Source organism: Rhodovulum sulfidophilum DSM 1374 (genome assembly GCF_001633165.1).
GTDB classification, from domain to species: Bacteria; Pseudomonadota; Alphaproteobacteria; order Rhodobacterales; family Rhodobacteraceae; genus Rhodovulum; species Rhodovulum sulfidophilum.
Map to the genome: position 1 here is coordinate 1,629,342 of NZ_CP015418.1, position 10,239 is coordinate 1,639,580.

At 67.6% G+C, this 10,239-nt stretch carries 10 protein-coding genes; 2 read left to right on the forward strand and 8 right to left on the reverse strand.

Features of this window, described 5'->3' with window-relative positions; all coding sequences use genetic code 11:
• Positions 1–131 precede the first annotated feature (131 nt).
• Positions 132–656 carry a DUF2478 domain-containing protein gene (locus A6W98_RS07745; protein ID WP_042459917.1) on the forward strand — a complete coding sequence of 175 codons (525 nt, stop codon included), beginning with the start codon at positions 132–134 and terminating at the stop codon, positions 654–656.
• A gap of 9 nt (positions 657–665) precedes the next feature.
• Here the strand turns inward: A6W98_RS07745 and A6W98_RS07750 are convergent, their stop codons facing one another.
• Positions 666–1,451: a TOBE domain-containing protein gene (locus A6W98_RS07750; protein ID WP_042459919.1), complete on the reverse strand. Its 786-nt coding sequence runs from the start codon at positions 1,449–1,451 to the stop codon at positions 666–668.
• Between the two features lie 522 nt (positions 1,452–1,973).
• Here A6W98_RS07750 and A6W98_RS07755 point away from each other — a divergent pair.
• The gene (locus A6W98_RS07755) at positions 1,974–2,444 is read left to right on the forward strand and encodes an SAM-dependent methyltransferase (RefSeq protein ID WP_042459922.1); all 471 of its coding nucleotides are present in this window, start codon (positions 1,974–1,976) and stop codon (positions 2,442–2,444) included.
• 109 nt (positions 2,445–2,553) lie between these two features.
• Here the strand turns inward: A6W98_RS07755 and A6W98_RS07760 are convergent, their stop codons facing one another.
• The 7 genes from A6W98_RS07760 to A6W98_RS07790 form a co-directional block, all read right to left on the reverse strand.
• The gene (locus A6W98_RS07760) at positions 2,554–2,760 is read right to left on the reverse strand and encodes a TOBE domain-containing protein (RefSeq protein WP_042459925.1); all 207 of its coding nucleotides are present in this window, start codon (positions 2,758–2,760) and stop codon (positions 2,554–2,556) included.
• Between the two features lie 519 nt (positions 2,761–3,279).
• A complete protein-coding gene (locus A6W98_RS07765; RefSeq protein WP_042459927.1) occupies positions 3,280–4,641 on the reverse strand; it encodes an amidohydrolase family protein in 1,362 nt (453 codons plus the stop codon).
• 2 nt (positions 4,642–4,643) lie between these two features.
• Positions 4,644–5,924, reverse strand: a complete 1,281-nt coding sequence (locus A6W98_RS07770; protein ID WP_042459931.1) for a TRAP transporter large permease — start codon at positions 5,922–5,924, stop codon at positions 4,644–4,646.
• The gene (locus A6W98_RS07775; RefSeq protein ID WP_042459934.1) at positions 5,921–6,472 is read right to left on the reverse strand and encodes a TRAP transporter small permease; all 552 of its coding nucleotides are present in this window, start codon (positions 6,470–6,472) and stop codon (positions 5,921–5,923) included. Before A6W98_RS07775 ends, A6W98_RS07770 begins: the two co-directional genes overlap by 4 nt.
• Positions 6,469–7,458, reverse strand: coding sequence for a TRAP transporter substrate-binding protein (locus A6W98_RS07780; RefSeq protein ID WP_042459937.1), 990 nt, complete (start codon positions 7,456–7,458; stop codon positions 6,469–6,471). The genes A6W98_RS07775 and A6W98_RS07780 overlap by 4 nt, the downstream gene beginning before the upstream one ends.
• Before the next feature lie 77 nt (positions 7,459–7,535).
• Positions 7,536–8,279 (reverse strand): aspartate/glutamate racemase family protein, encoded by a 744-nt coding sequence (locus A6W98_RS07785; protein WP_042459940.1) that lies wholly within the window; start codon positions 8,277–8,279, stop codon positions 7,536–7,538.
• 176 nt (positions 8,280–8,455) lie between these two features.
• Positions 8,456–9,121 carry a GntR family transcriptional regulator gene (locus A6W98_RS07790; protein WP_042459943.1) on the reverse strand — a complete coding sequence of 222 codons (666 nt, stop codon included), beginning with the start codon at positions 9,119–9,121 and terminating at the stop codon, positions 8,456–8,458.
• Positions 9,122–10,239 lie beyond the last annotated feature (1,118 nt).

Genomic DNA, 10,239 nt, shown 5'->3' on the forward strand with positions numbered 1-10,239 from the left:
GCCTATTGCGGCCCATTGCTGCTTTTCAGGGCGAATGGTCGCGGCCCGCCTGGCTGGGCGCAAGCAGCGATTGCCGGCGTGGGACGCGCTATGTAGCCTTGGCTCCGGTCGCAACGCGGCAGGAGGCCCGAATGACCGAGACCGGCGACGAGGCGGCGTTTCGTGTGGCCGCGATCCCGCTTTCACCAGAGCAGACCGTCGACGCTTTGCTGGCGACGGTCGAGGCGACGCTTCGGGCGGAGGGCGTCCGGCTCGCGGGATTTCGGCAGCGCCGCGGCGCCGATGGCGGCATGGCGGTCGAGGATCTGACCGGCGGCGGCGTCTTTTCGATCTCTCAGCAGCTGGGGGCCGGGTCGCAGGGCTGCAGGCTCGACCCGCAGGGTCTGGCCGAGGCCGCCTGCGCCGCGCTCGCCGCGCTGGAGACCGGCCCCGATCTGTTGATCCTGCCGCGCTTCGGCAAGGCCGAGGTCGAGGGGCACGGGTTTCGCGCTGTCATCGAGCGCGCCTGCGAGCGGCAGGTGCCGGTGCTGGTCGCGGTCAAACCCGATTGCGTCGCGGCCTGGGAGGCGTTCACCGGTGGGGCTGCCGACCGGCTTGATCCCGACCGGGGCGCTCTGCTTGAGTGGTGCCGGGCAGGGCTGCGCGCCCGCGCCTGAAGGCGGGGCCTAGGGCAGCGCCAGGATCACATGGCTCGACTTGATCAGCGCGGTGGCGCTGTCGCCCGGGGCCAGCGCCAGCGCCTCGGCGCTTTCGCGGGTGATGGTTGCCGCGAGCGTCTTGTCGCCGCCGAGGTCGAGCACGATCTCGCTGTTCACGGGCCCGTCGGTGCGGCCGGTGACGGTGCCGCTCAGCCGGTTGCGCACCGAGAGCGCGCCGAGCTCCTCGCCCCGGGCGAGGATCACGAAACTCGACTTGACCAGGGCGAAGACCTCGATGCCGGGGGCAAGCCCCATCCCGGCGGCGCTCTGGCCGGTGATGACCGAGGTCAGTGTCTGGCCGCCGCCGATATCCATCCGCACCTCGGCGCTGACAGGGCTTTCGGTGACCGCGGTCACGGTGGCGCGGTAGGTGTTGCGGGCCGAGGTCTTCATCATCAGGCTCCAGAGAATATCGCCGGGGTCGAGATCGATCTGATTGTCGAGCGAGGAAACCACCCGTTCCAGCCCCTCCTGGATCGCGGTGAAGGCGGCGATAACCTTTTCGCCGGCAGGCGTCAGTGTGGCGCCGCCGCCCGCACGTCCGCCGGGGGCGGCGCTGACAAGCGGGCTGGCGAAGATGTTGTTCATCGCCTGTACCCCGTCCCAGGCGGCCTTGTAGGACAGGCCCACCTCGCGCGCGGCCGCCGAGATCGAGCCGGTGCGGCCGACCGCGGCCAGAAGCGCCACCCGGTCGGCGCCCATCCGCGCTCCGGGTCGTTCCAGCGTCAGCGCGCTGCGCAATCCTACCGGCATCGCCGTCCTGCTCCTTCCGCCGAGATTGTCCTGTCTTAGCGCGAAGCCGGTCGGCCCGCCACCGCCGAGTGCCGCGCCCGCCCATGGCGGGCAGCACGCAGCAAGGTCATGTCGGAGGCAGGCCCGTGCCAACTCGGGAAAGTTTCGGGGATGAGGAGGGCCCGCCTAACAGGCCGCTGAAAAACGTCTTGCGGCGACCATTGTCGTCAAATTCACCGGCCCCCAGCACGATGAGCACCGTGCAACGCAACGAGAGAAACCGTGAATGGGGTGTTCTGATACCAACGCCTTCGTCGCATGACTTTTCAGCGGCCTGCTAAGCGAGGTCAGTCGTTGCGCCAGGCTGCGGGCTGTGGAGTGGAGCCCGACGCTTTCCTGTGCGGCGGCGGTGGGCCCAGCCGGAAACACGGCGGTCCCCGTGCGGCGGGCCGGGCGCGCGCTTGTCTCACGTTATGTTATTCGGCACTATAACGGATGAACCGCCGCCGCCGATCCGCGCGGCCCGGAACGAAAGGAAACGGCATGGAAAAGGTCATCGCCGCGATCAGGCCCGGCGAGGTCTGCACCGCTGTTCCAGAGCGAAACGATGCCGCGCTCTGGTTCGTCGGACGGCTGCGGACGCCCTGGCAGAACCCGCGCGACTGTCCGCGGCAGGGCGATGCCGTGGCCGGGCCGGTCTGCCGGATCGAGATCGATCCGCGTTGGACCGAGGCGCTGGCGGGGATCGAGCGCAAGGAGCGGCTGTTGCTGCTGTACTGGATGGATGGCGCACGGCGCGACCTGGTCCGGCAGAGCCCGCGCAATGACGGTGCGACCACGGGCACGTTCTCGCTGCGCTCGCCGAACAGGCCCAATCCGGTGGCGTCTTCCGTGGTGACGCTGCTGGGGCGCGAGGGCGATGTGCTGCTGGTGCGGGGGCTCGATTGCGTCGACGGAACGCCGCTGATCGATCTCAAGCCCGATTACGGCGGGCGGCCCTGTCCTGAACACTGAGCCTTCGCGACATCCGGGCTGGCGGTCGCCGAAGGCGGGGCGGCGGCAGAGCAGGGGGCGGCGGTCGCAACCGGCCCGCCCCGCCCCGCCCCGCCGCGCGGGTGCGGGATCAGTCCTTGCCGACCAGAACGTCGGACGACTTGATGATGGCGCTGGCCTTGTCGCCGACCTTCAGGTCCAGATCCGTCGCGGCCTCATTGGTGATCGAGGCGGTGACGGTGGCGCCGCCGATATCGATCTTGACATGGGTGGTGACGGTTCCGGTTTCGACCGCGCTCACGGTCCCCTCGAGGATGTTTCTTGCACTGAGTTTCATCTTTACGTCCTTTCAAATACATGGCGCCATTTGCGGCGGCCTGGCCGGCAGGACGCCGGCGCCCCACGATCATCCTCGTCAAGTCGCTTTGCAATATGAGAAAAAACTACATAACGGGGGATGACGGCAGAGCGCACCTGCGGAAGGGCCAGCGCTGGGTGCGATTTCGGTCTCTGGTCTTCATGTCATTGAGTTCCACTTTTCGGGACGCGCGCCAGCAGCCCCTCCCGGCGGCGATCCGGGATCGATGTTCCTCGATCCGGTTCGCGCGCCACGCGACCGCCTTGCGTGTCGCGTCAGTCAGGTTCGGCGCCATGTCGGCCGGTACCGTGAGCCGGTCGCGAGCTTGAACCTCTCGGTCGCTTGCAGCCGGGCGGATCGTCGTCAGCCTAGCCGCGGTGGCAATCGCTCGCCTTTCCGCGCCGTTCCCTCACACCGGCCCGGGCAGGTCCACGGATGGCCAAGCTGCGGGAATACGGGGGAATACCGGGCCGGGCAGATTTCCGGCAAGGCTGCGGCTCAGCGGGGCCGGGCGGCTTCGGCCCGGGCGCGGTCCCAAAGCGCGGCTGCGGCGGCCTCGGCGGCCTCGAGCACCGCCATGCGGTCGACCCGCAGGGGCTCGCCGCCCTCGATCACGACCTCGCCGCCGACGATCACCGTTTCCACGTCGCGCCCCTGCCCGGTATGGACCAGCGTTCCCAGCACGTTGGTCAGCGGGCGCAGATGCGGGCGGCGGAAGTCGAACAGCACCAGATCGGCGCGCTTGCCGGTCTCGATCGAGCCGATCTCGGCCTCGAGCCCCAGCGCCCGCGCGCCGCCCATGGTGGCGGCCTCGAACATCGCGGCGGGCTGCCAGCTCTCGCTGACGCCACCTTCCTGCAAACGGCCGGTGGCCAGCGCCCAGCGCATCACCTCGACCATGTCGGCATGCATGTTGTCGGTGGCCAGCGCCAGGTTCATGCCCGCCTGGCGCAGCTTTGCCGTCGGCGCGAGGCAGCCATGGGTCTGGTTGCCCTTGGCGACATGGGCGAGGGTCGCCCGTCCCCGGCCCAGCCGGGCGATGTCGTCTTCGGTCAGATGGATGCAATGGGCCCCGATCAGGCTTTCGTCCAGAAGGCCGACCTCGTCCAGCAACTGGGGCGGGGTCATGCCGTCGCGCTCGCGGATGAAATCGACCTCGACCCGGCTTTGCGAGACATGGGTGTTGATCTTCAGACCATGCGCGTCGCGCAGCTCGCGCACCCGGCCCAGGAGCGTGCGCGAGCAGGTATCGGGCGCATGGGGGGCAAGCACGACGCCGGTCCTGAGGCCCTCGGGGTCGTGGAAGGCCGCGATCAGATCCGAGGCAAGCCCCAGCGTCCAGTCGCCGATGGCATCGTCATGGCGCCATTCGCCGAGATGCACGCGGGTGAAATCGACATCATGGATGCGGCCGCAGCCGAAGGCGCGCAGACCTGTCCCGGCCATGGCCGGGAGCGCGATCTCCTGATGGGTGAAGCTGTCATTGATGAGGGTCGAGCCGAAAGAGAGCGCCTCGAGCGCGCCGAGCTGCGCCAGCGCATGAGCCTCGTCGGGATGCACATCATGGCCATGGGGCACGCCCATCGTATAGGCGGGGGCAAAGCCCATATCCTCGGCCACGCCGCGCACCATGCTGAGGATCGCATGGGTGTGGACATTGACGAAACCGGGCGTCAGCACCCGGCCCTCGCCGGGCACGATGCGGGTCGCGGGGTCGATGCGCTCGGGGCGGGTGTCGCGGATGGCGGTGATGCGTCCGGCCGTGACCTCGACCCAGCCGGTCTTCAGGAAGGGCCGGGCCGGGTCCGAGGTCAGGATCGAGGCGCCATCGACGAGGAGGTCGGGGGAGGGATGCGTCATTTTCAGAATCCGAACAGCGAGGGCAGCCAGAGCACGAGCGGCGGAAAGGCGACGCAGAGCGCCAGCACCCCGAATTGCAGCGCCACGAAGGGCGCGACCTCGCGGGTGAGCTGTGCCATGGGCACCCGGGTGATCCCGCTCATGACGAAGAGCAGCACGCCCACCGGCGGCGTCATCATGCCGACCACGAGGTTGTACATGAACAGGAAGCCGAAAAAGAGCGGGTCGATGCCGTAGCTGATCGCCATCGGCGCAAACAGCGGTACCAGCATGATATAGGCCGCGTTCGACTCGATCAGCATGCCGACGACCAGCAGCATCGCCATCACCAGCAGGATGAAGGTCATCGGGTCCGAGGTCAGGTCGCGGATCCAGGAGGACAGCCGCATCGGCACCAGATCTAGCGTGAAGACGAAGGTCACGACCGAGGCGAAGGCGATCAGCGCGCCGACCATGGCGGCCATCACCGCGGCCCGGAACAGGCAGCCGGGCAGATCGGCGACGCGCAGCCTGCGGGTGACGAAGAGCCCGACCACCAGCGCATAGACGACCGCGATGGCCGCGCCCTCGGTGGCTGTGAAGATGCCGCCGACGATGCCGCCCACGACGATCACCGGCATCATCAGGATCAGGCCCGCGCGGCGGGTCTCGATCAGGGCGTTCCGGACCGAAAAGGGGGTGCCGCTGAGAGCATAGCCGCGGCGTTTCGCGATCAGCGTGGCCAGCGCCATGAACCCGAGCGCGAGGATGATGCCGGGCACGATCCCGGCCATGAACATGCCGCCGACCGAGACCGAGGAGCCGGCCATCAGCGCATAGACGATCATCGCGTTCGAGGGCGGGATCACCGGCCCCAGATTGGCGGCCGAGGCGATCACTGCGCTGGAATAGCCGTCGGGATAGGTCTTGCGCAGGGCCGGCACCAGGGTCGATCCCAGCGCGCTGGCCGAGGCCACGGCCGCGCCGCTGACCGAGGCGAAGACCATGCCCGCGACGATCGTCACATGGGCAACGCCGCCCGGAACCCGGCCGACCAGCGAATTGGCAAAGCTGACCAGACGGTCGACGATGCCCGCCTTCACCATCAGCTCGCCCGCCAGCATGAACAGCGGGATCGCCATCAGCGGGAAGGAATTGACCGCGAACATCATCCGCTGCGGCAGCACCACCAGGTCGAACCCGCCCATGTAAAGCGCCGCGACCGCGCCCAGCCCGATGGCAAAGGCCAAGGGCGCGCCGATCAGGGCAAGAACGGCAAAGACAGAGACGGCAAGGGCGCTCATGAGGCGGTTTCCTTCCAGGCATCGTCGCCCCAGATTTCGGGGCCGCCAAGGGCGAACAGCAGCAGATGCAGGGCCGAATGCAGGGCGCAGATGCAGACCGGGATGTAGTAAAGCGCGGCGGTCACCGGCAGCGTCGGCATCAGCTCGCCCCATTTGTCCCCGGCGGCGCCGAGCGCGGTGACGAAGACCACCGCCATCAGCAAGAGCCCGGCCAGGGCCGAGGCGCGTTGCAGCAGGTCCTGGGCCCGGCCCGGCATCAGGCGCAGCACGATGTCGATGCCGACATGCACGCCGCGGCGGATGCCATGCGGAATGGCCAGGAAGATCGACCAGACGAAGAACAGGCGCGACAGCTCGTCGGCGGCGTCGATGGACGAACTCAGGACATAGCGATGGAACACCTGCGCCGAGATCAGAAGTGTCATGGCGGCCATCGCGGCCACGATGATCCAGCGCGACAGGGCGTCGGTCAGATCGACCGCCCTGCGCAGCAGCGCCAGCGGGCCGGCGGATGCCGGCCCGGGCGAGGGATGCCCCGGATAGCTCACTGCGCGGCCTGTTCCAGCACGAGATCGATCACCTCGGGATCGACCCGTTCCTTCAGGCTTTCGGCGATGGAGGCGGTCGCCTCGCGCAGCCGGGCGCGTTCCGCGGCCGGGATCTCGTCGAACTGCATGCCCTCTGCCACCAGCTTCTCGCGGAATTCAAGATCGACCCGTGCCGCCTCGGCCCGCTGCCATTCGATGGCGCTGCGCATCGCGCTCCGCACCGCCTCCTGGTTGTCGGGGCTCAGCGCGTCGAAGGCGTCCTTGTTGGCCACGACATTGATGAAATCGAAGAAGTGGCCGGTATCCGACAGGTATTTCTGCACCTCGAAGAAGCGCCGGGTATAGATGATGTTGTAGGGGTTTTCCTCGCCGTCCAGCACCTTTTGTTGCAACGCCGAGTAAAGCTCGGAGATATCCAGCGATTGCGGATTGGCGCCAAGCGCGCGGAAGGTTTCCAGATGGACCTCGTTCGGCTGCAGGCGGATCTTGAGGCCCTGGAAATCCTCGAGACGGGTCAGCGGCCGGACGCTGTTGGTGACATGGCGGAAGCCGAGCTCGCCATAGCCGAGATTAACGAAACCCTGTTCCAGTAACGCCTTGTCCATCAGCTTGCCGACGGGGCCGTCCATCACCTCGAAGGCCTTCTCGCGGCTGTCGAACAGGAATGGCAGGCTGACCGCTTCGAGTTCGGGCACCGAGCGGGTGAAATAGGCGATCGAGGTGAATACCGCGAAGATCGCGCCCGACCGCACCTGGTCGACGTTTTCCTGCGCGCCGCCCAGTTGCATGGCCGGGAAGTTCTGGACCACGAGATCGCCGCCCGATAGGCGCTCGACCTCTTCCTTGAAGACGTTCATGGCCCCGGTGGCGCTGTGCTCTTCGGGGAAGTTGCCGGCGACGCGCAGCACGGTCTGGGCCGAAGCCGCGCCAGCCAGAAGCGACAGGCCGAGGCAGAGCCCGAAGGCCCGCGGAAGGAGGGGTTTCATGTGGCAGATCCTTTCCCTGTTGATCCGATTATGAGGGTGTCCGGGGGGCGTTGGGCCGAAATGCCTGCCGGGGCAGGTCAGCCGCAGGCGAATTGGCGCGTCAGCGCGGGGGGCAGGCCGGTTGCCGTCTTGGGCAGCGGTTTCGATGCGCGTCCGGCGAAGCCCGCCTGAGGCGCCAGCACCGCCAGGGCCTGCGCCTGCAACGTGGCCGCGCTGATCGGGTCGACGACCGGGGCCTCGACCTCGCCGCGGATCTCGGGTGCAAGCCCGGCCAGCGGAGCGCCGCCCAGCACGACGACATCGGCCCCGTCCTCACGGACGGTGCGGTTGCACAGCCGGATCAGGTCTTCGCGCAGGGAGTGTTGCACATCGCCCAGGTCGGGCGCATGGCCGTCGGGGGTGCGGACGCCCGCGAACCGCGCGCTCAGGCCCGCGTCGCGGACCGAATCCAGATACCAGCGCCGCATCACCGGCGAGAAGGTGACGATCGAGATCCGCTCGCCCAGCATCGCCGCAGAGACCAGTGCCGCCTCGGCCATGCCGACCACGGGCAGATCGAAAAGCTCGCGCGCGCCGGCCAGGCCGGGATCGCCGAAGGCCGCGATGATCGCGGCATCAGCGCCCTCGGCATGATCGGCGATCATTTCGCAGGCCAGTGCGCCGCCGATCTGGGCCTCGGCGCGTGAGGCGATATAGGGAAAGCCGCGACCGGCGGTCAGCGGAACGATCTCGGTCCCGGGGGAGGCCACGTCACGCGCGATACCGGCCATTCGGTCGGTCATCGCCCCGGTCATGTTCGGGTTCACCAATAATAGTCGCATCGTCCCGCCAAGCTGTTCTTCGTCCTGTCCGACGATAGGAGAAGACGGGGCGAGGGGTGAAAAATGGCATGCCATCTGGAGAAAATGGCATGCCATTTGCCCGTCCGCCCTGAATATGGGCGATCCATATCGGTGCCTGCGTGGAATTCGAGCGAGATTGAGGAGCGATCCGGGGCCTAGCCGCGCTGGCGTCGCAGCGTCTCGGCGACCGATTCGCCGCTATGGCGGAGATGCTGCCGCCAGATCCGCGCCGCGGCGGCGGTATCGCGGGCGCGGAAGGCGGCCATGACGCCCTCATGCTCTTCGACCGACTGGCGCCAGCGTTCGGCATCGAAGATCGCCATGAACCGTCCGCGCCGGGCCCGCACCGCGATCCGCCGGTGACTGTCGATCAGAACCGGGTTGCCCGCCTCGCGCACGATGCTGTCATGGATTTCGGTATTGGTGTCGAAATAGGCCGAGGCCTCGCGCGCGGCATATTGCTTCAGCATGCGCTCGTGCAATGTCTCGAGCCGCGCCAGAACCTCGGCCCCGATGTGCCCGGCCAGCCGTTCTGCGGCGAGGCTTTCGATCGCCGCGATCAGGTCGAACAGGTTCTCTGCCTCCTCGGCGGTATAGGCCAAAACCTGTGCCCCCCGGTGCAGCGAGATCTCGACCAGGCCGTCGGCGCGCAGCAGTTTCAGCGCCTCCCGGATCGGCGTGCGCGACACGTTCAACTCGGCCGAGAGCCTGCGCTCGACCAGCCGCGATCCGGGCGGACATTCGCCCTTGACGATCCGGTCGCGGAGGCAGTCTGCCACCCGTTCGGCGGAGGCTTGGATGTCGAGCGAGGTGTCGGACATGGCGGGGCCTGCCTTGCAAGTGAAAACTGCGCTTGGGCCATTATTGCCGCCGCGGGGGCCAGAGACAATTCGCCTTTGGCGCCCGCGACCTTGTTGCAGGTACCGTTTCGGCGCGGCTCAGGTCCGGTCGGGCGGGGCCGACAATGCCTTGCTGTTGCCGTCGGTTGCGGACGAGCGCGACACTGGCATTGCCCCGGGGCAGCGGGCAATAGCGGCCCCTCCATCGGATCGTTGTCTTCCGCTTTCGCAGAGCACGGTCCCGGGGTTCAGATTGAGTGTGCTGCGGTCGATCTTGATCGAGGCCCCGGTCGGGTCGCGCCCGTCTTGCACCCGCATCGGGTTGCACCCCGTCAGCTCGGAAGGCGCGACGCGGCTTGTCGCAGATCGGCCGGATTGCCGGGGCCCCAATTTGCGAAAGCTCCTGCGCCAGGGCGGCGTCGGCGGTAAGCCGGGTGATCACCGACCCCACCGTCACGTCGAGCCCGGCGTCGCGAAGCGCCGAAATACTGCGCCGCACCCTGGCCGCCACATCCGAAGTCCCGACCATGTCGCGGTTCGATGCGGCATCGCGCGTGTCGAGGCTACAGGCGAGTCGTACGGTTCGGGCTTCGGATAGCTCTGATGCCCGCGCCGCCGCCTTTCCAGCCCTCCCTTGCTTTCACGCTCGGTCACCTTTCGCTCTCCGGCGGGCACGTGGCCGGGAGCGTTGACGACGGTTTGGTTGCATAAATCCGGGGCTGAGCGATCTTGCCCTTTCCCCGGGCGGATTGGGCCTGCTAGTTTTGCGATCGGTATGGCGGCCGGGCGCTGCAACGTGGAGCTGGGGTTCCGCCTGCCGATCAAAACCCCGCACCGTCACGGATTTCCGAGGAAACATCTACTGGCTCCCAGATAGGTGCTCACCGCCTTTTTTGAGCAAGTTCAGAATGGCCTTGTAGAGTGCCTCGAGGGCCGAATGAGTGGTGAACTGCGTAATAAAGCCGTGTTGCGGAACTTGGCTTATGCGGGTGGGGTGATCGCCGTATGAGCCATCGACGCCAAAATCGCTCGCCCACACTTTTCCGGGAGTGGCAAGCCTCGGTTGGCGAAGCGTTGGCACTGACTAGGGTAATCTTCTG